Below are 25,524 nucleotides of genomic sequence, written 5' to 3' on the forward strand. Positions count from 1 at the left end.
GAGAATGAATACACATTTACAAGCGACAACTACCTTGCATAATGGGGTTGAAATACCTCGGTTGGGTTTAGGCGTGTTCAAGGTCGAAGAAGGCTCTGAACTCGTACATGCAGTCAAACTGGCGATTGAACATGGATATCGCAGTATAGATACAGCTGTTATTTATGGAAATGAAGCTGGGGTTGGCCAAGGAATACGTGAGGGGATTGAAGCGGCAGGGCTATCCCGAGAAGATATATTTGTAACCTCTAAAGTATGGAACGCTGACCAAGGGTATGAATCTACGTTAGCTTCATTTGAAGAGAGTCTGCAAAGACTAGGTCTTGCCTATCTGGATCTATACCTTATACATTGGCCAGTAGCGGGGAAATATAAACAAACGTGGAGAGCTTTAGAAAAACTATATAAAGAAGGTCGGGTTAGGGCGATTGGGGTAAGTAACTTTCAGATTTCCCACCTAGAAGATTTATTGAAGGATGCCGAAGTTAAACCAATGATCAATCAAGTGGAATATCACCCTCGGTTGACTCAAAAGGAGTTAAAAGCATACTGCGACGAACAAGGGATTCAGTTTGAAGCTTGGTCTCCTCTCATGCAAGGGCAGCTGTTGGATAACCCAACGCTACAAGAAATCGCTACTCAATATGGGAAGTCGATAGCCCAAATTATTTTACGCTGGGACCTGCAGCATGGCGTTGTAACGATACCGAAATCAACGAAAGAACATCGAATTGTTGAAAATGCAGATGTGTTCGGTTTTGAACTTACTAGCGAGGATATGGATAAAATAGATGGGTTAAATCAAGATCAACGCGTAGGTCCTGATCCAGATAACTTTGATTTTTAATTTGAAATGATAGGAAAAAGCAGTCCGAAACTGATCTTAGTTTCAGGCTGCTTTTTATTTTAGCATGAAATTATATAGGGGTGCCTGCTTACAAAAAGATTAAACTAACAGACAGTACCAACATGACAATTGCATGGATAGCCATAGAAGGCTTATGCTTGGCGCGCACAAGATGAGCTTGAATAGCTCCTAGCATTAATAGAGCCAAGAGTGTGCCAGCGAATATGGAAAGCTCCGGCAACCAGAAGGCTGTTATCAGGGTGCAAACTCCGACGAACTCAAGCAGTGCCGTAACGTTCATAAACCAAAATGGATAGCGGTAAGACGTCCAATGTTGAACCATCGATTGGGTACGCAAAAACTTGACGCTAACCGATATTCCAAACATAATAATCAAGATCGATTGAATAATGACAAGTACTGTGTTCATGTATTCCACTCCTTTTTGTATCTGCGAATTCAGTTATCATGCAGCTTAGTATAAAAGTAAATAAATTTGAAAGCTGTATGCCAGACTACAGCGAACACAATTCTGGAGGTAACTTTGGATAAAATTAAGTATTTATCAAGAATTAAGTTATTTCATGAGCTTGAATGGGTAGAGCTGCAGCGGATTGAAAGCATTACACCGATCCATATTTTCAAAAAAAAAGAGATTATCGCTTCTCCGTTAAGTGCTCAGAAGTATTTGTATTTAATCAAATCCGGCAGTGTCCGATTATATAGGCTGTCTGAAGGAGGAAAGGAACTAACTGTAGATTTATTAGGGGTTGGTCATGTATTTGGCGAAATTGGTTCTTTCACAACAGGTTCGGAGAACATGTACGCAGAGGCGCGCGAAGAAGCTATCATTTGTAAAGTAGACAAAACACAGTTTGAAAGCATTTTACGTGAAAGGCCTAGTCTTGCGCTTAATTTCATAGAAATTATATCCACACGCTTGAAGGAAGTAGAAGAGATGTTGGAATACATGGCTTACGGAAGCGTTAGGAAACGGTTGCTTTTTTTATTATACAAGCTTTCTATCAAGTTTGGTGTGGAAGTCCACGTTCCCGAGGCGGAGGTGGAACAGAAGATGTGGATCCAGTTCAATATTCCGCTTACCCACCAAGAGTTGGCAAGTATGATGGGTAGTCTTCGCGAGACAGTCACTACGGGATTACACGAGCTAGCCTTAGAAGGCATCATTAAAAAGCCCGTATTACGTAAACCTCTAATCGTTGAAATCCGACGGTTGAAAGCAGCCTTGGAAGAAGCTAGATAACGTAGAGAGACGGGAGAAAAGCAAGGAAAGATTTCCAAATCATAGATGGGATGAAATCATGGTAGATGAATTACAAAGAGTGAAGGAACTTTTTATCTTATATCGAGGTCATTTTATTCAGATGCATCGCGCCGGTTATTTAGAGGAGTATAAAAAATACGACATCAGTAAGCAAACCGAGATTGACTGGTACAACGAATTGATTGATACATTCTCCAAGCAATTATCCATAAGGGATTGGGAAGCGGTAACCTCGCTTGAAGCTTTAGCTAAATATTATGAGGATGATCGGATGTTGGAACATGTCATTTCATTCGTATCGCGCCATATCATGGGCGCAGATAGCATGGTTAAACTTATGTATGCGGAAAAAATAATAGACTTCGTCAAATCATCAAAAAAACCAATGCCAAAAGAGTTTTTATACAAGGTATGTCGGATCACAGTACAGATCTTAGAGGATATTATTTCAAAACCTTTGATTATTGACCCCGGTCATGAGCTAGATGTCTTCAACTTGAAAGATAAAAAGTCACTAAATAACAGAGCTAAAAAAAGCATCGGAGAAATAGAGAACATTCTGAGTTAATTCAATGAAAGGATTCGAAGTCATCATCGTGACTTTCTAATAGGCACGAGCTTCCTTTTTCATGAGGAAGTTTTTTTGCGTTTGGCATTTGAATTGAATTTTTGTATGCGCTGTGGAATATGATGATTAAAAATAATGATACTTCATTACATGCAGGTGAAAACGGAGGGAGTTTGCGTGAAGCATAAATATGCATTTTTACTTTCTTTGCAATCACTTGCATTTGAAATCAAACAATTAACGGGATTTTCCAGAGAGTGCTCGGATTGCTTTGAACTTCTTCGAATGAAGCTCGATGATCTCTGCCGATTTATGACAAGTGAAGAAAATGAAAGACAATGGGATCGATGGGAACATCCTGGGGAGGATATCAGACTGCATAGCGGGCAGTTGCGTGAAGCGTCGACTGAGGCACTGTGCGAGCTGGAGAAGTATCAGTCCATTCAGATGCTCGAAAATAAAATGAATATCAGTGAGTATATGGCTAAACTCTCGAACGCTATTCAGGAGGAGCTTCAGCATTTTCGGATTGATCCTACGTCTAAAGTGCTTTTTATCGGTTCGGGTGCATTTCCCTTATCCGCGCTTACAATCGCTAAGGATACTGGAGCAGCTGTGCTGTGTGTAGACATGGATGCGGAAGCCGTACATTTGGGCAAAAGAGTGACTGAATTGATAGGCTTACATAACAGGGTTCAATTCTCGGGAAAATCGGTGAATGAACTGTCTTTTGTCAATGAGGCCACGCATATTATGATTGCATCTCTTGTAAGAAACAAAATAGAAATTGTCGAAAATTTGAAGCAGTCCATGCCTATGTATACAAGGATCATTTTAAGATATGGGAATGGACTAAAGTCTGTATTTAACTATCCTTTGGAAAAAGACTTGTCACAGGATTGGCAGTTGACCCCAATCGTTCGACGCAAAAGTATTTACGATACCCTTATTATCGAACAGAAGCAAATCTGGTGAAATGGAGGTGAAACAATGAACGCAATTCATATACCCAACAGATCTTCACAACAGGAGACGAATATGGTAAATTTAATATATAAATGCACACGTGTGCATTGAATTTCTATAGATGATCTAGGGGGCTGCTATGAAATTTACTTTTCGTTGGTTTGGTAGTGATGATCTGGTGCAATTGGAGCATATCCGTCAGATTCCATGCGTTACGGGAATTGTAACTGCGGTTTACGATGTTCCTGTTGGTGAGGAGTGGTCGTTATCCAAAATTATGGAGTTAAAAGAAAGCATCGAGCGCAAAGGGCTGCAATTGGAAGTCATTGAAAGCGTACCCGTGCATGAAGACATTAAGTTAGGACTTCCGACCAGAGATGGCTTCATTGAAAATTATAAAAATACACTGCGTAATTTATCAAAGGCCGGCATTAAGGTTGTTTGCTACAATTTCATGCCCATCTTCGATTGGACGCGAACGAATCTTTACTATGAGCTAGAAGATGGTTCTACTGCACTCCTCTATGAGGAATCGGTTGCAGCGCAAATGAATCCATTGAATGGTGACCTCAGGCTGCCTGGTTGGGACACGAGCTACACTGACCAACATCTAAAACAGTTGTTCGGTCAGTATGAACATGTGAACGAAGAGCAGCTATGGGCTAATTTGACCTACTTTCTTAAAGCCATTATTCCTGTTGCCGAGGAAGAACATATACAGATGGCGATTCATCCGGATGATCCGCCTTGGTCTATCTTTGGGTTGCCGCGAATAATAACGAATAAACAAAATTTAGAACGGTTAATTAATATTATTGATAGCCCAAGCAATGGATTATGCATGTGCAGCGGCTCATTGGGCGCGAATGCGGATAATGATTTCATTGAGATGCTGAGCTATTTTATGCAGCGTGAGCGCGTTCATTTTGTACACGCTCGCAATATTAAGCGTGTCGGTGAGATGAGCTTTTATGAGTCCTCACACCGATCTGAAGATGGGTCATTGGATATGGTTGAGATATTAAAAGTATTACATACTTATAATTATAGCGGGCCTATTCGGCCGGATCATGGAAGAATGATATGGGGAGAAGAGGGAAAACCCGGATATGGCCTCTATGATCGAGCACTGGGAATTACATATTTAAATGGTATTTGGGAAACATTGAGCAAAATATCGAAATAAGTTGAGGGGATTAAGCATACTCATAGGTAAAGCCATGCTGCAAGATCAGCATGGCTTTTTGTTGTTTTGTTATAATTTTTTCTCGTTTGTCACATGTATAGCTCTATGGAGTCATGACAATAAATTTCGGGTTTGATTAAATAAAATGTGTAGATAGTTGAAAAGGGGGATTCTAATGTCAATTTTAAAAAATGCTTTTTTGGTCATTGTTATGTTGATTGTTTTTATTTCAGGAATGTCAGGCATGCATGCAACAGCTCTCGCAGCCCATGAGCACGGCGATTCCGTCATGGCGTCGGAAGGACAGTCATTGGGAGAGAAAATAACAAACCTAACTTCGATCGTGCTCGTTTCGATGGCAACCCTATTTTTTATTGTGCGTATTCGCGGGAGTGCCAAGCACCTGTCTAAGATGACGGGCATGATGGCGGCAATGGCTACGTCGATGATGGCCAGCGTTGTCATAGGGACTATTCTCGGTCTTTTGCTCAAAGGCATGTTCCTCTCAACCGTTGTAGGCGTTGTCATTGGAGTGGTCATAGGCTTTTTTGCTGGGCAAACACTCAGTCAGGTGGCTGCATTGGACGGCATGATGTCAGGTGTAATGGGAGGTATGATGGGGCCCATGCTAGGCGTTATGGTCCTGGGGGATCACCCTGTATTAACGGTATTATTTATGGATTTGGTTTTCGCAGTTATGATGATTGCTTTGTATCAATTTTTAATAACAGAAGTTAGAGCTAGTCTTGTAAAACAACCCAATTAGAATTGTGTAAAAATAAGGGAGCATAGAAATGACAAAGAAAACAGAACGACTTCATCGTACATTTTGGAGGTGGCATTTTTACGCGGGGCTATTTATCGTACCTTTAATCCTTACTCTCTCCTTAAGTGGGATCGCCTATTTATTTAAAGCTGATATTGAAGATGTGGTTTACAAAGATTTGTACTTCGGCAGTAGTCAACAAACGGAATATATAAAGATGAGTCAAGCGATAACCGCCACAGAGGGGAGCTTTCCAGATTATAAGGTGACGAAGATTGCTTATTTCAACGAGGATAAGCGCAATACGCGTCTTTCCTTGTATAATTCACATCTCGCGAACGAAAAGTACATTTATTTAGATTCTAACAATCAAATTGTTGGAAGTCAGAATGCGAATGACAACTTCTCCAATGTTACGCGTAATTTGCACAGTTCACTGCTTGTGGGCGGTACAGTTGTGAATTATCTGGTAGAGCTTGCAGCATGTTGGGCCGTATTCCTCATTGTAACAGGTCTATACATGAGTTGGAGCAGTAGAAAGAAACTTGGAGAAGCAAGAACGCTGAGGCAGGGATATAAGCAGAAGCATACCCTTGTAGGGGTTATTTTTACAATACCGTTATTAGTACTCATTGTTTCTGGACTTCCATGGTCAGCGTTTATGGGCAATCAAATTTATAAAATGTCCACGGCTCACCATGCGCTGGGGTTCCCGGCGTTGTATGTGACACCACCTGAGTCAAAAAATAATCATTTGCCTTGGGCAACACGGAAAGAAAATCCACCTGAATCTGCTAATGAAAAGGGCACAATCACCATGGACAGCTATGAAGGAATCGCCCTTTCACAGGGAATAAACAAACCCTTTGTGATCAATTTACCATCCAGTGAAAAGGATGTTATTACGGTTTCCAGATCCACGGGATCAGGGATTACTGGTATGAACGTGGGCCCAAGTGAAGAAATTACGTCTTATTTCGATCAGTACAGCGGCGAGCTTATTTCAAAAATTGATTATCAAGATTATGGTATTTTAGCGCAGTGGTTTACCTATGGAATTCCACTTCATGAAGGGCACTTATTCGGCAGAGTTAATCAAATTCTTTGCTTGCTCACAACACTTTCCCTTCTGTTTCTTATGTATTGGGGTATTAAAATGTGGTTCGCCAGAAAACCAAAAGGAAAATTCAGCGCTCCCCCCAAACAAAAAATGGGCAAAGACATGATTAGCTTCTTAGTCATTATGGTCATTTTGGGCGTAGCAATGCCATTATTCGGGATGTCATTGCTTGTTATTGCCGTACTTGAGTTTATCTTATATCTCTTTCGTACAAGAAATCATACTATTGGGAATTCTCATTCCGGTTAGTCCCATCTGCTCGTTGGCTGGAATTAACATGTCCTTTCATCTGGTGCAGCGCTTAATTGGAAAAGAAGCCGCACAAATGACGGCGAAACGTATGGAATACGATATTAGGTTTGATGGGGAGGAATAGCATTATAAATCACGCATGAAGAAATCAGAAATTGTAAACAGGGGGGGCAGTGACTCTACAAAGAGGCTGCCTCTTTTCTTATGGGAATCTCTAGTGTGTTGAATAGGGGGGGATTGGGGAGGTTCGTGGAACGTTTGAGGAGAGGATTAACGTTGCAGTTTGACCTCTCCCTAAATTCCGGACAAGTAGTAGTTGCTTCTTGCTTTGTTGTATGATACAATCCTTTTATAAACAAATTTAAAACAAATTTAAACCTAAATTCACATATTGAAAAGGTTATCATTTGTGCAATGCTACCTTTTTCAATGTGTGATTTTTTATTTTCATCAGAAAAAAACATGTTAAATAACTTATTGGAGGTAATTGATTATGGAAACAGGTACAGTGAAATGGTTTAACGCAGAAAAAGGTTTTGGTTTTATTGAAGTAGAAGGTGGAAATGATGTATTCGTTCATTTCTCCGCAATTCAAGGCGACGGATTCAAATCCCTTGACGAAGGTCAACGCGTAGAATTCAACGTAGTTCAAGGCAACCGTGGACCACAAGCTGAGAACGTTGTAAAACTGTAAGCTACAGCAAATGCAAAGTACCCTTAACATATGTTAAGGGTACTTTTTTTAATCATAGGAGGGGTTCGCTATATATTTTCGGAGAAAATTGATAGAAGATTTCCCTCAGGTAGACACGGCGATTTGGTCTTGCATGAAAGAGGACTGCAAGGGTTGGATTCGGGACAATTTCGCGTTTGAGAATGTACCGACCTGCCACCAATGTCTTTCCCCAATGATAAGTAGCGTGAAAATGCTCCCTTTGCTTGCCAATTCCAATAAAAACATGAAGCTGCTCAATAAAGGAAAACAGATTTCAAAATAAATATATCGAAAAACGATGAGGATGAAACAAGGGCACTGTCTAGGTGGCCTTGTTTTGCTATGTCATATCGCTTTCGGGACCATAGGCAAATCCTAATTGGTTCTGTTTATTAACCTATGGTCTAACTGTTTATCATTTTATTTGTAGGGAAATAGATGAAAGTTGTCGAAAAAGGAGGGATACTCTCGAGAAAAGGATACGATTCTAATGCTGAGTGGGATGGGCAAGAAAATGAAAAGAAAAATTACTTTATCCTCACTTTTAACCGGGCTAGTAGCTCTTTCGGTTTCGTTTACACTTATAATTGTGCTTCTGATTTCGTACCATTTGGAAAAACAAGCGCTAATTAATACTTCCCTTTCACTGAATTATTCCAATGCACAAGATTTAAGTCACACCGTAGACACTGTATTCAAAACAATGAGGGAAAGCCTCCAATCAACTACCACTTTTTTGTCCCACCATAATGAATGGTCAGAACAAGAGATTCAAGAATATTTACAACTTGTTAGACATGTCGGCGGTTATTTCAATTCCATCATTTGGGTGGATGAAATGGGAGTACTGCGTGAGGTTTCTCCTCCATTAGCAGCCATAATTGGACAAAAGTTAAATTCTGCCGCGTCGAAAGAAGCGCTTAAATCTAAAAAACCGCTACTTTCCGCGCCCTATATTGGAACAACTGGGCGTTTGATTGTCTTAATGAGTGAACCCTTTTTTGATAAATATGGAAATTATAAAGGGTTTATTGGCGGCACCATGTATTTAGAAGAAAATAATGTATTAAGTTCAATCTTGGGAAGTAGTAAAGTAGACGAAACAGGTTCTTACTTTTATGTGGTTGGACCTTCTGGCAATCTGCTGTATCATCCGGATGCCAAACGTTTAGGTGAAGATACGAGTAGGAATAAAATTATCCAGAAGCTCATGGTGGGAAAGAGCGGCAAAGAACAAGTGATCAATACACTAGGAATTACATTTCTTGCCGGTTATGTGGCTATTCCTGAAAGTGGTTGGGGTGTAGTGGTTCAAACGCCAATAAATACGATTTATGATCAATTATTTCGAAATACCAAAAGACTAGTCGTGTTCATGCTGCTTCCATTCTTTTTGCTGTTGTTAGTTGCGATTTGGCTTGCAAGGAAGCTAGCCAATCCGTTTGTTTCACTTGCTAATCTCGTCAGCCAAATGACAGAGGGGGAGAATGTAACAATTCCTAAAATGAAACAGCATTGGAATAGAGAGGTCTTTTTGTTAACCAATACTGTAATATTTGCTTTATCTTCGGCACAGGAACAGAATGAACGCTTATCGCAAGCAGCCATGACAGATCCATTAACGGGGTTAACGAACCGTAGATCCATCGATGCCATTATGAGTAAATGGCACTCAGAGGGAGTTAAGTATACAATTTTGCTCATGGATATCGACCGATTCAAATTAGTTAATGATAGGTATGGTCATCCAGTAGGCGACGAGGTTATTAAACATGTAACTCAAATGATGATCTCATCTGTTCGCCCGGGTGATGTATGCGGCCGCTATGGAGGTGAGGAATTCGTCGTTCTTTTACCTGAAACCACAGCTTCAGATAGTTTTATTGCCGCAGAGCGGATCCGAACGAACATGGAAAAAACGAATAGCCCAACAGGCAACCCGATCACCGTTTCTCTAGGCTTGGCAGAATATTTTACACCAACTAATACGCCCGAGAATTTATTGCAGCTTGCTGATAAGGCCCTGTACAAGGCTAAGAGCGAGGGCAGAAATAAAACGGTAATCGCCAATCAAATAAATAATGAAAAGACGTAGTGAAGTTTAGGTTTATTCAAGCTTGAGCAGCCCAATCACTTTTGTTTCACAGGATCACGCTCAAGTATCTTTACTTATTCATTGAGGAATATCCTAAATGTATCCTATTGTTATTGTTTGGTAAATGTATTGTGCAAGTATCCCACATTCGATATGATTGGTTTGTATCAGAAATCATACTATTATATGGAGGGATTCCCAATGAAAGGTTTTAAGATTATGGTGTCATCGGCTTTTGTAGTTGTTTCACTTTTGAGTGCCACATTGGCTGCTTCTGCTCATCCTCTCATTAATATTCAAAATTATTCTACGTTTAATTCGTATAAAGTTGTCTTAGATCAGCAATCATCTTATGATTGGAGTCATGCTCATGATCAATGGGAGCTTGATGACATTAATAAACAATATAACGCCGATATCGCCATTGCAAAAGTGTACTTCAGTGGACAAGGAACTGGTTACCCGCGTGTGAAATTAGAGCCATAAAACAGCTATAGCACTTATAAAGCCGCATTGGATAAGCAATTTTCGTATGATTGGGATCATGCCCATGACCAATGGGAGCTTGACAGTCTTAATAGTCAATATAACGCCGATATCGCAGCTGCAAAAATATATTTTTGCGTGTAATCAACGAATAATTGATCAGGACAGTTCCTCCACCTGGGAGGGCTGTCCTTTTTTGTTGTGCGCCCAGCATGGGCGCTATCATTAGGCTTCAAGTCCCGAATGGTGAAGGCAGCAGTAGCCATTAGCTTAAGACAAGGGTGATCGACGGGTTGCTATCCAAAACAGGAGGGCCAAAGCACTGACAGCGGCACCCAGCAAGCAGACTCCGTTCCAACCAGCGTATGCGTAGATTGAGGTCGAAGCGATTGACCCAGTGGCGCTGCCGATGGAATAGAAAATCATGTAGCCGGCTGTGAGCCTACTGCGTGCTTCAGGTCGCACCGTATAGATCATACTCATATTGGTGACATGTACGGCTTGTACCGCCAGATCAAGGAGGATTACGCCAATTATTAGTGCGAACAGGGAGTACCCGGTATAGTTGATTGGCAACCATGATACCAGTAAAAGGGACAAAGCGACCCCTGTGGTCAGCTGTCCTAAACCTCGATCGGCGAGACGTCCGGCACGAGCAGCCGCTAGAGCTCCAGCGGCACCAGCGAGACCAAATGCTCCGATTGCGGTATGTGAAAGAGACAATGGAGGCGAACTCAGAGGAAGCACCAGCGAAGTCCATAATATGCTGAACGCAGTAAAAATCAACAGAGCGAGTACGGCGCGGATCCGTAGGATTCGTTCTTGTACGAACAAAGCGAGTACCGAAAGAAGTAGCTGCGAGTAGGAGAGTGACGCCCTTTCATTTTTAATATTCGGGAGCAGCCGTAACATCACGACAGCCATAATCATCATCAATGCCGAGGAGAAGAGATAGACAGAACGCCAACCGGCTAAATCAGTCAATACGCCAGCGACGGTTCGCGCGAGCAGAATTCCGATTACTACTCCGCTTGTAACTAAGCCAACTACACGTCCGCGTTCAGCTGGAGCTGCCAAAGCAGCCGCGAAAGCCACGAGCACCTGCGTCACGACGGCTAGCAACCCGACCGTAGCCATGCCTATGAGCAGCATCGTACTGGTAGTCGCTGTGCCAACCGCGATCAGAGCTAACACGGAAAAAAGCATCTGTCCGGCGATCAATCGACGCCGATTCAACAGATCGCCCAATGGCACCAAAAGTAACAGCCCCAGCGCATAACAAATTTGAGTAACGGTTATGACAATCCCAACAGATGAACGGGTAATACCGAACTCGCTCGCCAGTGTGTCAAGCAATGGTTGCGCGTAGTAGATGTTGGCAACAGCCAACCCACAAGCGATTGCAAACAACAGTGTGAGATAGCGTGGCATTGTAGTGACCCGTAGCACTTCTTGTGCGGGCTCTTTGTCCTTGTAGCCTTGATCAAGCTCATTAATGGCTATTCTTTCTTCAACGCTTTCCATCCTATCAACCCACTTTTCATCAAATTATCATACAGATAATCATAATATACCGATTGGTATTAAATGATTATTGATAATAATAGCTCACGAGATTGAATTCTGTCAAGAAACGATTGAGGACAATATTTTTCGTTATTATTTAGTTGTATAATAGGCGAATTGAGTAGAAATTTGACAATAATTTTATAAATAATAACATACTGAACGATATATAAATAGGTGTAGAATCGTTTGACAGCGGGAATTTGATGTGGGAAAAGCACTAGACGCAGCAATGGACGTATTTTGGGAGAATGGATTCGAAGCAAGCTTATTAAGCGCTTTAACTTCCAAAATGGGGATACTAAGACCAAGTGAATACGCAACTTTAAAACTGAAATGAACGCAAAAGCACTAGCTCAGACACTAATTGCATCATTAATCGGACTTACTGTGATGATAAAAGCTCGACTGAACGATCATTTGTTCATAATTCTGTAGAGATCCCACTCACATTGCTTAAGTAGTGGTTAGGCTCCGTAAAATCTACACGTGTGAGAGGATAATTCATAGGATAAAGTGGCGTACATAAGGAATTACTAACCTAAAGGTAAGTAAGACACGTTTTTTTTAGTTCTTTTTTTGTAGAGTCGGTTAGCCTATACTAGTACGAGGAAGAAGAAACTTCCAAAGTATGCAATTTACAAATGATGAAGTTACAGCTTACTTTGGCAACTTCTACGAAAACGCTAAGGAGGATGTACCATGGTTTATCAAGCAAGCGCTACACGTTATGCAGAAATGAAATATAACCGTGCAGGCAAATCTGGATTGAAGCTCCCGGCTATTTCCCTAGGGTTGTGGCACAATTTTGGTGGTTTAGATATCCACGAGAATGGCAGAGCCATGGTGCTGCGTTCTTTTGATTTAGGAATTACTCATTTTGACTTAGCAAATAATTATGGACCGCCTCCAGGGTCAGCAGAAGAGCTGCTTGGGAAAGTACTGAAAAGTGATTTGGCTGCCTACAGAGACGAATTGATCATTTCCACAAAAGCGGGTTACCATATGTGGGAAGGGCCTTACGGGGAATGGGGTTCTAAGAAATACATGATTGCTAGCTTAGATCAAAGTTTGAAGCGGATGGGACTCGAGTATGTAGATATTTTCTACTCGCATCGTCCAGATCCGAGCACACCTTTCGAAGAAACGATGGCAGCTCTCGATCAAATCGTGCGCCAAGGTAAAGCGCTTTATGTAGGTTTATCCAACTACACCGCGGAGCAAACGAAAGAAGCAGCATCGATTCTCAAGCAATTGGGGACACCGCTCTTGATTCATCAACCTTCATACAGCATGTTGAATCGCTGGATCGAGGATGGCTTGCAGGATGTGCTGGATGAGTTTGGCACAGGAAGCATCGCATTTACTCCACTTGCGCAAGGGCTCTTGACGAACAAATATGTTAGCGGAATTCCAAGTGATTCCCGTGCTGGCGGTAAGAGCGTGTTCCTGAATACGAAGGATATTACTGAGGAAAAGCTTGCCAAAATCAATCGATTGAACGAAGTGGCTGGCAGCCGCGGACAAAGCTTGGCGCAAATGGCCCTAGCGTGGGTATTGCGCGGTGAGCGAGTGACATCAGCGCTTATCGGCGCAAGCCGAGTTTCCCAAATTGAAGATAACGTAGCTGCTCTTAAAAACTTGGCTTTCTCGCCAGAGGAGCTTGCTAGAATTGAAGAAATCCTGAAGTAGTCTTCAGGATTCCATCCGTTTGTCAATCGCTTCAGACATTGTCTTATCCGTGAGATGCGCGTAAATTTGAGTCGTTTCTGGTGAAGCATGGCCCAGCTGTTCCTGCGTTTTGTACAAGTCATTTTGGAGGTAGTAGTCGGTTGCAAAAGAGTGTCGCAACTTATGAACGGATAAGTAGGGCTTACCAAATCGCTTCGCATATTTATTGACCATTTCTTGTATCGCTCGTTTCGTCATACGCTCGCCTTCTTGTTTGCCATTAGCTATGGCAAGGAAGAGGGCTTTCTCTTTTTTAACTGGTTTGTAGCGGGTATGCCGAATTTCCATATAATCAGTTAATGCCTGAATGGCATCTTGCCGGAAATAAACAGGTGTTTTGAACGTATCGTCATTTTTACCTTTGCGATACACGTACGTAAGTTTTTTCTTGAGGTCAATATCATCGACATTTAAGTTGAACACTTCGGAGACACGTAGGCCTGAGTTCAGGATTAATGTAATGATGCAGCCGTCTCTTATTTTATTTAACTCATAAGAGTATATGGCCTGTTTGTTCGTTGCAACATCATGCTCGTAACCATGCTGCACATAGTCAATGAATTCAATGATTTCCTGTTCCTGCAGGAGCTTGCCTTCAAGCTTAGCGGCAGTATCCTTGGGCTTATGCGAACGTTTAATTTCGATCTTCGCCATCACATTCCGCTTGAGAAGCGGATAGAAATCCTCATCCTCGGCAATTTGGCTCAAATAGTGAAATAACGATCGAAGCGCGGATAGCTTGCGATTGATCGTTGTTTTGACATTCGCGTGCTCTCTGCGCGTAGCCAAAAACATACGGAAATTGTCGACACTCTCCATATGTAATTTCTCCAAATCCACAAGAGGCACCTGCGACATCGAGGCTGCCGAGGATAGTCCTTCTGCCAACAACCATGAGAAAAAAATTTCGTAATCGCGAATGTATTCGAGCAAAGAAGAGGGAGAGAGGTCGGGTAGCTTATAGTTAATGAATTTCTCTACGTACCAGGGCATAGTCGGAATTTTCTTATCTAATTCGTTGCGATCTTTTATTTTAATGATATTCATAGGTGTCGTCACCTCAATGCTAGTTCTTGTTGATAGTATAGCAGTGAGGGAGGCAAAATGGTAGCATCTTGAAAAAAGGATGGATTTTATGGGAGAGTGTCTGGTACAATGTTTAAAAATAAAGGAGATGATCAGATGAATTCGGGGCGAATTTCTTTTCAAACCGTGCAGCGCAGACAAATTGTCGATGACGTTGTGGAGCAGCTGCAGAAGAAAATCTCGCTAGGCGAGCTGCCTATCGGTGCTCAGATTCCAACGGAACCTGAACTCATGGCGCAATTCGGCGTCGGTCGCTCGACGATACGTGAAGCTGTTCGCGTACTGGCACACGCTGGGCTATTAGAGAAACGTCAAGGGCATGGAACATTCGTGATTGGAACGATGAGTACTCAGGAGCCGCTGGATGATCGATTACGACGGGCTGAGGTGCTGGATGTATACGAAGTGCGATTCATGCTGGAGGTTGAAATTGCGAGATTGGCCGCAGAGCGACGCGATGAGAACGATTTAGTACATATCCGTGAAAGTCTGGAGCTGCGTAACAAACATTTAGCTGAGGGGGATAACAAGCTATTTTTAGAGGCAGATATTGCGTTTCATTTCGCGGTTGCAGCAGCAACGAAAAATCCGATCGTCGTCGATTTATATCAGACGTTCTCGGAGGTGCTGCGCGTTGCACTTGTGAGACATACCGCAGATCCAGAGCTTCATCATGATTATACGGAGCAGCATATTAAGCTTTATGAAGCTATTCGTGATCAAGATTCAAAAGCGGCTGTCACCTATACCGTTCAGCATTTAGAGAGAACTAAACGAGAATTGGAACAATTAATTCGCTAATTGTTTCTTTTAGCTTTAAACGTCTGATGATATAACGAATTATGAGAAGGAGAGAAGAATATGAATACGCAATCGATAGGAAAACAGGCGAACACGATGGCTTTTTCCATCCTTTTTGCAGTCAGTTTTGTCCATTTACTTAATGATACAATCCAATCGGTTATCCCTTCTATGTTTCCAATCCTGCACGAGTCGTTACAGCTATCGTTTAGTCAATCGGCATGATCGGTTTTGCTCTCAATGTGACAGCTTCGCTGCTTCAGCCCTTAATTGGTCTGTACACGGATAAAAAACCAACACCCTATTTACTCCCTGTAGGGGTCGTTTTCTCCATGGTTGGCGTAGCAGGATTAGCTTATGCGCATAGCTTTGCCATTCTGCTCCTGTTCGTTATTCTTATTGGCATTGGCTCTGCCGTGCTTCATCCTGAATCCTCGCGCGTTGCTCATTTGGCTTCCGGATCGCGCAAAGGATTAGCACAGTCGATCTTTCAATTGGGTGGCAATACTGGGCAGGCTATTGCGCCTGTTTTGACAGCGTTTGTTTTTGTTCAATATGGGCAGCGCAGCATCATTTGGTTTACTTTGTTTGCAGCTTTGGCCGTCATTGTCCAGCTGCGTGTGGCGAAATGGTACAAAAATGATTTGAAGTTGAGAGCTCAGACAACCAGTGCCCGTATGGTAGTGAAGAAGGAGCAGAAGCTGGATAAGAGGATCGTCGCTCTTTCTATGACCGTACTCATCGTCATGTTGTTTTCCAAGTTTGTTTATATTGCTAGTATGAATGGGTATTATTCATTTTTTCTGATTGAACGGTTTGGCATATCGATTAAACAATCACAATTTTACTTATTTGTCTTGTTGTTCGCTGGAATGGCAGGGACATTTTTCGGGGGGCCGCTTGCGGACCGTTTCGGTAAGCGCAACATCATTTGGTTTTCAATTCTGGGTACGGCGCCATTCTCTATGCTGTTACCTTATGTAAACCCAACTTTAGCTATTGTTCTACTGAGTTGTATTGGGTTGATCTTGATGTCTGGTTTCTCGGTCATTATTGTGTACGCTCAACAATTGCTGCCTGGCCGCGTCGGCATGGTAGCGGGACTGTTCTTCGGACTCGCTTTTGGCCTTGGAGGAATAGGCTCTGCGATTTTAGGCGTTATTGCAGATGCGACTAGTGTCACTTTTGTTATCAAGCTTTGTGCTTACTTGCCATTATTGGGTTTGTTGGCAGTACTTTTGCCATCTGATCGAAAATTAGCCGGAGAAGGGTAGAAAGAGGGAATGTCACGATGGTAGAAATGGTGATTCACATTGAGAGGGCGTCTTACTGCAAAAGCGATAAAACGCTGCTGAAGGATATCCACTGGGAAGTTAAGAAGGGTGAACATTGGGCTATTCTTGGCTTAAACGGCTCAGGAAAAACGACCTTGCTGAACGTCATTAACGGATATATTTGGCCAAATGAAGGGAAGGTTTCTGTTCTTGGGAATGATTTTGGCACGATTGATTTGCGTGAGCTGCGCAAAGAGATCGGCTGGGTAAGTTCTTCCCTACAGGAAAAATTATATATGAATGACAAAGCTGAACATATCGTTGTCAGCGGTAAATTCGCGACCATTGGGCTTTACGATAACCCAAGTGAGGCTCAATGGGTGCAAGCCGAGCTATTCATGCAGCAGCTGGGCTGCGGACATTTGAAAGGGAGGACGTTCCAATCGTGCTCTCAAGGAGAGAAGCAAAAGCTGCTGATCGCAAGAGCGCTTATGGCTTCGCCAAAGCTGCTCATCCTGGATGAGCCATGTAATGGACTCGATCTCTTCTCCCGCGAGCAGCTACTGGAGGCGATTGAACGTTTAGCGCAAGATGAACAGGCGCCTACACTGCTTTATGTGACACATCATACTGAGGAAATCCTTCCAATTTTTCAGCATGCGTTATTGCTGCGAAGAGGTGAAGTATTCCGGCAAGGGCAGCTACGCGATGTTTTAACGAGCGAGCAGCTTAGCCTTTTCTTTGAAACGATAGTTGAAGTCATCGTACGTGATGAACGTCATTGGGTGCTTCCAGCAAAATGCGAAATCATCTGACTACATTAGTCACTCTTTTAGAGTGGCTTTTTTTATTTTCATAGAACTATGATTTAAAATAAAATTTATTAATTCAGATAATTCTGATATATAAATTTATTGTGAAATTTAATAATCTTCAAGAATAAAATAAACGTTTATATTAAATTCGCGAACTTTTAGATTCTATCATAGGTCGTTTTTGCATGTAAAGTAAATTCGGTAATTCACTTATGTTTTGTTATTTACATCATTTTATGCTGATTTAAACGAATATTATGCGTGGTAATTGAGTGAAAGGATCATAATTAATAGTTGTTTGGGACAATTTACAAAATCATCATTTGACTATTTTTTCGTATTGCTTCTATTCTTGAATAGAAATAAGCGGTGTAGGTTTCTATATTTTTCAATTATTTTTGTGAATTTATAGTTATCCATATGTGCGTGTTTATTTCACGATTGTAACACTTGATAAACTGAAAATTCTTTCAATTATTTAGCATTGAAGGGGGCGTATGCAACAAGATGAAGACCTATAACATTGAGCAATTGAAGGTAACTTCGGAAAAAAGCGTCAATTATTGCTACATCCTTGTCGATGAATCGACAAAGTGTACCGCCATTGTCGATCCGGCTTGGGAGATGGACAAAATTGTAAGTGTTCTGGAGGGGTGCCAAGTAAAAGTAGACGCCATTCTGTTGACTCACTCTCATATGGATCATGTTCATCTTGTCCCCCAACTAACTAGGAAATATCGGTCCAAAGTATATATGTCCAGAAGTGAAGCTGAGTTCTATGATTATCAGGTAGAAAATCTATATCTTTTTGAGGATATGGAAACGATTTGGATTGGCAACACGCCAATCATGGCCATGGTTACCCCAGGACATACGGTAGGAAGTACGTGCTTCCTTTTAACGAACGATATATTAACGGGTGATACTCTTTTTGTAGAGGGATGCGGGACGTGCAGTTCAATTGGAGGCAACCCTGAAAGTATGTTTGACAGTATTCAAAGACTAAAAAGCAAGGTCCGTCCTTACGTTCATATTCTTCCTGGGCATTCCTTTGGTGGAGAGTCGATGCAACCCTTCAGCCGATTAATGGATACGAATATTTATTTACATTTTGATACCAAAGCAGAATTCGTTAAATTCCGAATGCGTGAAAACCAACCGTTACTGTATAGCTTCCAATAAGGCAGAGGAGTGTAAGCGTGGATACCTTCAACAAGAAGAGCTTTTTGATTTAACTCACCCAGAGAAACGGATCTGGTATGAAGAAAAAATGAATCCTTCTACGGCCATGCATTTGATTGGCGTACGGTGAGATTTGAAGGTGCGATCCATATAAGCAGCCTGAAACAAAGCATTTACGGCTTTTCAAAAGCACGGTGGCACACGATTGTGCCCCTTCTGCACGTCTTCCATAAAGGATCGTACAGAGCATTGAGGTTGAACTCTCATACGTATGGCATCGTCCCCGTAAACATTCCAAAACGTCTGCTTCTCTTTCCTACCCGCCCGATTCTGATCAACTGACATATGGCATAATCCACAACAAAACCCTTGTGGTTCCCCTCCGAACCATCAGAGGGCTGAGCTGCGTCTCAGGCAAATTCTGAAAACGAGAACACCAGAACTGCTTATCTTTCCAACATCGCTGAGATGCAAGATACGACTTTTCTGTTTCTACAAAATCGATTTGACACTAGAAGTGACTGAAACAGGAAGTCATCTGGAATGCGTCATGGAATACCGTACAGCGTTATTTAAAAGGGAAACCATTGCGCAGTTGGCCAAAGACTGGGGTTCTGTTCTGCAAGCTTTCGCTCATGCTCCCAACCAGTTCATTAAGCAAGTACAATTGGAAACAACTGTGAATCTGGAGAATAAGCCGAATTTGAAGATAGAGTTTACTTTATAAAGTCTAATTCTAGCAAAAGAGAATACGTATTTTAGGCAAACCAGAGGTGTATGATTCGCCTCTGGTTTGTTCTATAATAGCAGGAAGTGAACCGGTCGTTCGCTTCTTAATATTTTCGCTAAACTTCGGCAGAACTTGCGAAAGGGGACGATATTGTTGGCACGCCTGAAAAGAAAATGCCTCGAATACTATTATTCGCTTTCAATCAATAAAAAAATTACACTTTCGTTCATTGTCGCTCTTTCCCTACTGCTCATTTTACTGGCAGTCTTCACGTACCGAGCCTCATCTGCCATGGTGATCGACAAGGCGATTGAGAATACCGAGCAGAACCTGCGATTAGCATCGGAGAAACTGGAAATTATCATGGATAACTCGGAGAATTACTCCAAGATTGCCATCACCAACAATATCGTTCAACGCGTGCTGAACGAGCCCCAGACAGCGGATCCGCTCGATAATTATAATCGGTACGTCGAAGTGTCGAATGCGCTGGCCGACATCGTCGACTCCAAAACATTCGTGGATACAATGCTTATTTACGACCGCAACCACCATATATACGACTCGGGCAACGCTAAGGACGTTCAAAACATCGGGGACGAATATTTCCGGAGGTTTGCCGATTCCTCCTTTGGCCTTGAATGGAAGGATACGGGGGCCAGCAACTATTTCAAGGAAGGGTCTTCCCGCAGCGTTGTGTCCTTGTTCCAGAAATTCAATTCCGCCAAGGACGGAAGCGCCCTTGGTATAATCCAACTATCGATCGATGAACGATTCATCTCCAACCAATACGCCAATATCGACATCGGGAAAAACGGGCAGCTATTCATCGTCAACAAAAAGGGAATGATTGCTTCGCATCCGAACAAAGACCGATTGCATGTCTACATTGGTGACGAACCGTATTTTTCTTGGGTGCTCAGCCACGAAGGCAGCAAAACGTTTCAAATGAACAAGGAAAATTATTTGGTTGTTTCCCGCGAATACCCAAGGCTCGATTGGATTATTTTGGGGATTGTGCCAATCAAGGAAATAACGAAGGGCAATCAAATTTTGACCCAAAAGTTCATTTATTGGAGTGCGCTCTTCGTCATTTTGGCCGTTATCTTGGCAATTCTGATCGCCAAATCGATTACACGGCCGCTCTCCCGTATTAAGGCATTCGTCAAAAATGTGCAGGACGGGAATCTTGATGTCCGCCTCGATTTGAAATCGAGGGATGAGATCGGGGCGCTGGCTAAGGAATTCAATAAAATGGTCGATCGAACCAAGTCATTGATGGAGAACATTATCGACGAGCAGAAGAAGAAGCGAGAATACGAGCTCGCCGTCTTGCAATCGCAGATTAACCCGCATTTTTTGTACAATACGCTAGAAAGCATTTGCGCGCTGGCAGATTTGAAGCGTAATGGGGATATTGTTAACATCGTCAACCAACTTGCCCTGTTTTATCGCGGCGTTTTAAGTAAAGGCAGTCCAATTATTTCTATGGAAGACGAAATGATCATTACACAGACGTACTTGGAAATTATGAAAGTTCGGTACGGAGACCAGTTGGAGTACCGCTTTGACATTGACAAGAGAGCGTACAATTACGCAACGATCAAGCTTCTGCTGCAGCCGCTCGTAGAAAACTCCATTTATCATGGACTGAAGAATAAACGGGGTAAAGGACTTATCGAAATCAATGGGTATGTCAACGACAATAAGCTATTGCTTGAGGTGGTCGATAATGGTATCGGTATGGCGCAAGAGCGACAGCAGCGAATTTTCTGGTCGGAACCTGGCGATTACAAAAACAAAAGCTTTGGCCTGAAAAGCACCGATGAGCGGATCAAGCTTTTCTTCGGGTCCGAGTATGGGCTGGAGATACAGAGTGAGGATGGGAAGGGAACGAGGGTGCGAATTTCGCTGCCGGCAGATAAATGGGGGGATGCGGAATGATCAAGGTAATTATTGTGGATGACGAATATTTGGTACGGGAGCGGCTCAAGATCAGCGTCGATTGGAATGGGCTGGGCTTTGAAGTGGCAGGAGAAGCCGCGGACGGGGAGGAAGCGCTGCTCCTCCTGCAGCATGCCCCGATCCAGTTAGCGATTGTCGATATCAATATGCCGATTGTTGACGGTTTGGCATTTGCCAAGAACGCACAGATGAACTATCCCGACTTGAAAATTGTCATTCTTACTGGATACAGCAGTTTCGATTTTGCTAAAACCGCTATACAGGCAGGGGTTTCTGACTATTTGCTCAAGCCGATCAATATGGACGAGCTCTTAGAAGTGCTGCGAAAAATGCGGCTCAGCATCGATAAGGAAACCACGCGAAAAGAACTGCAGGAGAATTTTCAAAAAAATGTCAGGGAAAGCAATGGCATTTTGCGAAGAAGGTTTATCCAGTTGCTATTGGATGGTAGCGCTACCAAACCTAGCGAGAGCAAGTTGCAGATGCATCTTCCGAAGCTTCGCAATGACCAGGTTGTTATCATCGTATTTTCGATCGATAAAGCGAAGGAAGTCGAAGAGCCGACGCCTAAATGGAAACGATTTGCCGTTTTTAACATTTTCAGTGAAATTTTCAGCCGCATGAAGCATGCGGAAACGACATTCGACGAAGAGGACAGAACCGTTGTTTTAGTCAATCCAGATTGCGATCAAAGCGATAGGACGATTACCAAATCGATCTACGAGACGTGTATGGAAGCGATTGAAGCAGGACGTCTTTATTTGAAATTTACCGTTACGGTGGGTGTAGGCGGCGTGGCCCAAGGTTATGATGGGATTGCACAGTCGTACAAGGAAGCGATAATTGCCTGCAAGTATAAAACCGTGTATGGGTATGATCGGATCATTATGTTCGACAGCTTGCCGAAACAAGCATTGAACGCGGATTTGTCGTATATCAGAGAAGAGATGATAATCAAGCTGCGGCTCGGCAATAAAGATGTGATTGCCGAGTGGTTGAATCGGTTGTTCGCAGCGATTAAGGAACATAAGCATTCGTTGGACAGGCTTTACCTGACCGTTTACGAGCTTGTCGTGACGCTTACTATTTATGCCACCGAAAATAAGCTGGACATTACACAATATGTCGGGGAAGCTTTTAACCCGACAATTCTTGTAGACGAATTGGAACGAATTGAGGATATTGAGGCGTGGTGCCAAGATATTTACCGTAACGTGCTGGAGCAGACTCACCGCCTGAAACAGTCCACACCGGCCAAGCTGGTGGAGAAAGCGAAGGCGCAAATCGACGGGCATTATGCCGATTCGGAGCTGGATTTGAACGCGGTCGCTAGGAGCATTTTTGTCAATCCCAGTTATTTGAGTCGTATTTTTAAAAGCGAGACGGGATATTCCTTTGTTGAATATTTGACGAAATGCCGGATGCTTAAAGCCAAGGAATTGATGGAAAACGGGTGCAAAAACTTATATTTCGTCGCCGAAATGGTTGGCTACAAAGACTCCCACTATTTCAGTAAATGCTTCAAAAAGCATTTCAGTGTCCCGCCTTCCAAATTTATCGACAATGGGTGAAGTTGCCCCAAGGGGTTTTGAGTGATCATGAGGAACATGTTAAAAATATTCCCTGTGACGTAAAGATATTACATTCAATTCGCGCAGAACCGACTTTATAATAAACCTATGTCGCACAGACAAATCCAACAGATATATCGACAAATAGGGAGGTTCAAATCAAATGAAAAAGAAAACGCTTACAACTATTTCGGTGTTGTTGCTAGCTGTTTCCACCGTTCTGGCAGGATGCGGCTCGAATGACAGTAAGCAAGCAGACACAGGCAACAAAACTGATGCGAAAAGCGGGGAAAAAGTCAGCATCCGCATATTTACCCGCATTGCCGGATCGGATCCCAAATCGGTCGCTTTTCAAAATTTGCTGAAACAATTCATGGATAAGAACCCGGGTATTACCGTCGTAGACGAATCGCTGAACGATGAATCTGCTTTTAATAACAAATTCAAAACGTCTGTTGCGACGGGTGGCGTGCCGGAAATCTGGATGAACTACGGCGGTAATTCTTTTAAAGATTATGCGAAGAACATCGCTATGGATCTAGATCCTGTATTGAAGGAAGACAAAGCATGGGCTGACGCCTTCCTACCGCTGTTCGACACTTGGAAATACAAAGACCTTCCGGGCACCTACGGCATACCGAATGAATTTTACAGCGTAGGTATTTACTACAACAAGGAATTGTTCCAAAAAATCGGTGCGGAACCGCCTAAAACATTGGAGGAATTCGAAGGACTCGCAGACAAATTCAAGGCGATCGATGTCCTGCCTATGGCGTTAGCCGATAAGGACAACTTCCGTGGCGGACATTTGCTGACGAATCTGGCAATGAAAAAATACGGTTTTAAGAAAACCGAAGATCTCATGAGTGGCGCAGCGAAGTGGAACGACCCCGATATGGTATCTCTGCTGCAAATGATGAAGGATTGGCAGGATAAAGGCATTTTCGGGAAAAACATGGTAACTACTGATGGCAATGCGATTACCAGCCTGTTTCTGAGTGGAAAAAGCGCGATGATGTTCGAAGGCGTATGGGCGATATCTTCCATTGCTTCATCTCCGATTGCCAACAAAATCGGTGTCATCCCTTTTCCGGGCTTCAAGGATAAGCCTGAAAATAAAGATATTTGGTTCGGTGGCGCCGGTGGGTACTCGGTATCCAAAGAAGTGACAGGTGCGAAGAAAGAAGCAACGATTAAACTGCTCAAATTCTTGACTTCTGTCGATGCATTCAAATATTTCCTGAAGGAAACGAAGGGTGGCGTTTATCCAGTGAAAATGGAAACCGATCCAGCTTCGGTGGACCCAGTAACGACGGAGTACATTAAAGCACAAAGTACGGCAAAAGATTTTAAAGGCGAGATCGAGGAATACAGTCCAATCATGCAGCTGCAGGACAAGGTGAGAAACGAAATTCAAGGCTTGTTTGCTGGTAACAGTCCACAAAAAACAGCGGATACGATACAGAGCTTCGTCCAATCGAATACGAAATAATGAGCCCATTCGCCGTACCTGCCTTTCTGGAAAGCAGGTATGGCGAACTCATATCGCACCTCAGAATTCATAGAGAAGCAACATGAAGTACTCGGAACTATAAGGAGGGGAGAACGTGGTCGGCAGGAAGCCTTATCTTATCGCAACCGCCTTTTTGTTACCGGCGTTTTTGTTATACACGATAGCTTTTATAGTACCGATTTTTCAGACGGGCTACATGTCCTTTTTCAGTTGGAACGGCATCAAGAATGTTGCCCTTGAATATGTCGGTTTCAAGAACTATACGGAAATGTTTCATAAAGAGGAATTTTACCGTTCATTGAAAAATATTGGCGTTTTTATCGTTTCCTCGTTCGTCTTGATCTTGCCGATCGCTATCACCCTGGCACATCTCATAACGAGCAAGATGAAAGGGCGGCGTTTTTTCAAAATCGCCTTTTTTATGCCGTCCGTTCTGCCGTTGACAGCAGTCGGCTTGATGTGGCAATTCTTGCTGAAGGGTGACGGCGGTTTGGTTAATATGGTGCTGTCCTCGCTTGGAGGGAATGCCCTTGTAAGAGACTGGCTCGGTGAACCGGGAATTGCTATTTACGTCGTCGTTATCGTGAACGCGTGGATTTATTGCGGACTCAATATGATCATCTTTGCGAGTGGTATGGTGGCCATTCCAGAGCAGCTATATGAGGCAGCAGCATTGGACGGTGCGGTCGGCTTCAAACGGCTGATCTATATCACTATTCCGCTGATGAAAGAAACGCTCAAGATTTTCACGATATTGGCTGTTACGCAATCGCTGCGCGTATTCGGACAAATCTTCGTCATGACAAATGGTGGCCCGAATGGGGCGACAGACGTCCCGACGACACTTTTGTATTACGAATCGTTCAAGTACAATAATTTCGGCTTGGGGAACGCAATCGGAACATTTATCATCGTGGCGGCTCTCGTATCCACTGTCGTTCTTAACAAACTGATGAATACAAAAGCGAATAAATAATGGCAATCAAAAGGCAGGTGAGACAACA

At 42.8% G+C, this 25,524-nt stretch carries 25 protein-coding genes and 2 pseudogenes; 24 read left to right on the plus strand and 3 right to left on the minus strand.

Annotation, left to right across the window (positions count from 1 at the left end; all coding sequences use genetic code 11):
• Positions 1-4: 4 nt before the first annotated feature.
• Positions 5-847, plus strand: coding sequence for an aldo/keto reductase (locus GK047_RS11815; RefSeq protein WP_163946205.1), 843 nt, complete (start codon positions 5-7; stop codon positions 845-847).
• Positions 848-935: 88 nt separating this feature from the next.
• Here the strand turns inward: GK047_RS11815 and GK047_RS11820 are convergent, their stop codons facing one another.
• Positions 936-1,277, minus strand: a complete 342-nt coding sequence (locus GK047_RS11820) for a DoxX family protein (protein WP_163946208.1) — start codon at positions 1,275-1,277, stop codon at positions 936-938.
• A gap of 114 nt (positions 1,278-1,391) precedes the next feature.
• On the opposite strand from GK047_RS11820, the gene GK047_RS11825 reads away from it, so the two are divergent.
• The 11 genes and pseudogenes from GK047_RS11825 to GK047_RS11870 all read left to right on the plus strand — a co-directional run bounded on the left by GK047_RS11825 (position 1,392) and on the right by GK047_RS11870 (position 10,286).
• On the plus strand, positions 1,392-2,111 hold the full coding sequence (locus tag GK047_RS11825; RefSeq protein WP_163946212.1) for a Crp/Fnr family transcriptional regulator: 720 nt from the start codon (positions 1,392-1,394) through the stop codon (positions 2,109-2,111).
• A 58-nt stretch (positions 2,112-2,169) separates the two neighbouring features.
• The gene (locus GK047_RS11830; RefSeq protein WP_163946214.1) at positions 2,170-2,700 is read left to right on the plus strand and encodes a hypothetical protein; all 531 of its coding nucleotides are present in this window, start codon (positions 2,170-2,172) and stop codon (positions 2,698-2,700) included.
• 177 nt (positions 2,701-2,877) lie between these two features.
• Positions 2,878-3,675 (plus strand): nicotianamine synthase family protein, encoded by a 798-nt coding sequence (locus GK047_RS11835; RefSeq protein WP_163946218.1) that lies wholly within the window; start codon positions 2,878-2,880, stop codon positions 3,673-3,675.
• Between the two features lie 130 nt (positions 3,676-3,805).
• Positions 3,806-4,852 (plus strand): mannonate dehydratase, encoded by a 1,047-nt coding sequence (uxuA, locus tag GK047_RS11840; RefSeq protein WP_163946221.1) that lies wholly within the window; start codon positions 3,806-3,808, stop codon positions 4,850-4,852.
• Positions 4,853-5,027: 175 nt separating this feature from the next.
• Positions 5,028-5,618, plus strand: a complete 591-nt coding sequence (locus GK047_RS11845) for a hypothetical protein (protein ID WP_163946225.1) — start codon at positions 5,028-5,030, stop codon at positions 5,616-5,618.
• Between the two features lie 28 nt (positions 5,619-5,646).
• Entirely contained in the window at positions 5,647-6,987 is a 1,341-nt protein-coding gene (locus GK047_RS11850) for a PepSY-associated TM helix domain-containing protein (RefSeq protein WP_163946228.1), read from the plus strand.
• Between the two features lie 16 nt (positions 6,988-7,003).
• Positions 7,004-7,114 (plus strand): annotated as a pseudogene (locus GK047_RS29595) (DJ-1/PfpI family protein); the annotation flags it as partial.
• Between the two features lie 369 nt (positions 7,115-7,483).
• Complete coding sequence (locus tag GK047_RS11855) at positions 7,484-7,684, plus strand: cold-shock protein (protein WP_078496932.1); 201 nt, start codon at positions 7,484-7,486, stop codon at positions 7,682-7,684.
• Between the two features lie 70 nt (positions 7,685-7,754).
• On the plus strand, positions 7,755-7,988 hold the full coding sequence (locus tag GK047_RS11860; protein WP_163946768.1) for a cold-inducible protein YdjO-related protein: 234 nt from the start codon (positions 7,755-7,757) through the stop codon (positions 7,986-7,988).
• 219 nt (positions 7,989-8,207) lie between these two features.
• Complete coding sequence (locus GK047_RS11865; RefSeq protein ID WP_240343910.1) at positions 8,208-9,800, plus strand: sensor domain-containing diguanylate cyclase; 1,593 nt, start codon at positions 8,208-8,210, stop codon at positions 9,798-9,800.
• Between the two features lie 201 nt (positions 9,801-10,001).
• Positions 10,002-10,286, plus strand: coding sequence for a hypothetical protein (locus GK047_RS11870; protein WP_163946235.1), 285 nt, complete (start codon positions 10,002-10,004; stop codon positions 10,284-10,286).
• A gap of 270 nt (positions 10,287-10,556) precedes the next feature.
• Here the strand turns inward: GK047_RS11870 and GK047_RS11875 are convergent, their stop codons facing one another.
• Positions 10,557-11,717 carry an MFS transporter gene (locus GK047_RS11875; protein WP_240343936.1) on the minus strand — a complete coding sequence of 387 codons (1,161 nt, stop codon included), beginning with the start codon at positions 11,715-11,717 and terminating at the stop codon, positions 10,557-10,559.
• A 367-nt stretch (positions 11,718-12,084) separates the two neighbouring features.
• On the opposite strand from GK047_RS11875, the pseudogene GK047_RS29225 reads away from it, so the two are divergent.
• Positions 12,085-12,316, plus strand: a pseudogene (locus GK047_RS29225) (hypothetical protein).
• Between the two features lie 238 nt (positions 12,317-12,554).
• A complete protein-coding gene (mgrA, locus tag GK047_RS11880; RefSeq protein WP_163946240.1) occupies positions 12,555-13,544 on the plus strand; it encodes an L-glyceraldehyde 3-phosphate reductase in 990 nt (329 codons plus the stop codon).
• Between the two features lie 3 nt (positions 13,545-13,547).
• Here the strand turns inward: mgrA and xerS are convergent, their stop codons facing one another.
• On the minus strand, positions 13,548-14,630 hold the full coding sequence (xerS, locus tag GK047_RS11885) for a tyrosine recombinase XerS (protein WP_163946243.1): 1,083 nt from the start codon (positions 14,628-14,630) through the stop codon (positions 13,548-13,550).
• Between the two features lie 108 nt (positions 14,631-14,738).
• On the opposite strand from xerS, the gene GK047_RS11890 reads away from it, so the two are divergent.
• From GK047_RS11890 to GK047_RS11930, 10 genes are all read left to right on the plus strand, one after another.
• Positions 14,739-15,470 carry a FadR/GntR family transcriptional regulator gene (locus GK047_RS11890; RefSeq protein WP_346010325.1) on the plus strand — a complete coding sequence of 244 codons (732 nt, stop codon included), beginning with the start codon at positions 14,739-14,741 and terminating at the stop codon, positions 15,468-15,470.
• A 60-nt stretch (positions 15,471-15,530) separates the two neighbouring features.
• Positions 15,531-15,695 carry a hypothetical protein gene (locus tag GK047_RS30355; RefSeq protein ID WP_346010326.1) on the plus strand — a complete coding sequence of 55 codons (165 nt, stop codon included), beginning with the start codon at positions 15,531-15,533 and terminating at the stop codon, positions 15,693-15,695.
• Positions 15,692-16,744 (plus strand): MFS transporter, encoded by a 1,053-nt coding sequence (locus GK047_RS11895; RefSeq protein WP_346010327.1) that lies wholly within the window; start codon positions 15,692-15,694, stop codon positions 16,742-16,744. The genes GK047_RS30355 and GK047_RS11895 overlap by 4 nt, the downstream gene beginning before the upstream one ends.
• A gap of 17 nt (positions 16,745-16,761) precedes the next feature.
• Positions 16,762-17,559, plus strand: coding sequence for an ABC transporter ATP-binding protein (locus GK047_RS11900; protein WP_163946246.1), 798 nt, complete (start codon positions 16,762-16,764; stop codon positions 17,557-17,559).
• A gap of 507 nt (positions 17,560-18,066) precedes the next feature.
• Positions 18,067-18,741: an MBL fold metallo-hydrolase gene (locus tag GK047_RS11905; protein ID WP_163946248.1), complete on the plus strand. Its 675-nt coding sequence runs from the start codon at positions 18,067-18,069 to the stop codon at positions 18,739-18,741.
• A gap of 505 nt (positions 18,742-19,246) precedes the next feature.
• A complete protein-coding gene (locus GK047_RS11910; RefSeq protein WP_163946251.1) occupies positions 19,247-19,468 on the plus strand; it encodes a condensation domain-containing protein in 222 nt (73 codons plus the stop codon).
• A gap of 156 nt (positions 19,469-19,624) precedes the next feature.
• Entirely contained in the window at positions 19,625-21,415 is a 1,791-nt protein-coding gene (locus GK047_RS11915; RefSeq protein ID WP_240343911.1) for a sensor histidine kinase, read from the plus strand.
• Positions 21,412-23,007 carry a response regulator gene (locus tag GK047_RS11920; RefSeq protein ID WP_163946253.1) on the plus strand — a complete coding sequence of 532 codons (1,596 nt, stop codon included), beginning with the start codon at positions 21,412-21,414 and terminating at the stop codon, positions 23,005-23,007. The genes GK047_RS11915 and GK047_RS11920 overlap by 4 nt, the downstream gene beginning before the upstream one ends.
• A 163-nt stretch (positions 23,008-23,170) precedes the next feature.
• Positions 23,171-24,499 carry an ABC transporter substrate-binding protein gene (locus GK047_RS11925; RefSeq protein ID WP_163946256.1) on the plus strand — a complete coding sequence of 443 codons (1,329 nt, stop codon included), beginning with the start codon at positions 23,171-23,173 and terminating at the stop codon, positions 24,497-24,499.
• Positions 24,500-24,614: 115 nt separating this feature from the next.
• On the plus strand, positions 24,615-25,496 hold the full coding sequence (locus tag GK047_RS11930) for an ABC transporter permease subunit (protein ID WP_163946259.1): 882 nt from the start codon (positions 24,615-24,617) through the stop codon (positions 25,494-25,496).
• Positions 25,497-25,524 lie beyond the last annotated feature (28 nt).

The organism is Paenibacillus sp. SYP-B3998 (assembly GCF_010820665.1).
In the GTDB taxonomy this organism is placed as follows: Bacteria; Bacillota; Bacilli; order Paenibacillales; family NBRC-103111; genus Paenibacillus_E.